The 647-nt window shown below is 51.5% G+C and carries 1 protein-coding gene; it reads right to left on the bottom strand.

Annotated features, from left to right (window positions below; genetic code table 11):
* Nucleotides 1-12 precede the first annotated feature (12 nt).
* The coding region (locus AC2D8P_RS16660) for a site-specific integrase (protein WP_484704008.1) at nucleotides 13-647 on the bottom strand (635 nt) is incomplete at its 5' end.

Here is a 647-nt window from a genome sequence, read left to right as displayed (position 1 = left end):
ATCCGACTGAACTTATGCAGCCAGTAGATCACTTTCCAGCTTTTCAAACAACGCGACATCCTCCTCAGGATTCTCAAAGAGGTGACCGTAGACATCCATTGTCATCGTGATCGATGAATGGCCGAGCAGCGTTTGAATCTTCTTGGGCGTCCAGTTCTGTTCGATGAAGAGCGAAGCGGCGGCATGGCGAAGGGCATGAAAGCTGAACCGGCGCTTTCCATCGGGTCCCACAATCCCGTTGTCGACGAGCAATGGCGTAAACATGCGATTGTAGATATTCGAGTGGTTCTCAACATTTCCTGCGCCGTTGGGGAAAACCAAGTTGAGATCACCTTTGGGGCAGCGCAATCTCCAAGCCTTAAGCTCGTCGATCAAGCCAGGTGTCATTGGGATGCTTCGCTTGCCTGCTCGGCTCTTGGGTTTTCCAAAATTGTTGTAACGATCCACGCGCTTTTCCACTCTGATCAGCTTTGTGTCGAAATCTACGCAGTCCCAGGTCAGACCGCGTAATTCCGACAATCGCATACCAGTGAGGAGGGCGGTCTTGATAAGTGGTCGGTATTTGTCCGGTGCTTTTTCCAACATTGTCCGGATTTCGTCTTTCGTCGGGATTGTGCGCTCATCTTCGAGGCGCTTGTTGCGCTTCA

The organism is Roseovarius sp. YIN77 (genome assembly GCF_057219155.1).
This window is presented reverse-complemented; position numbering and strand designations above follow the sequence as displayed.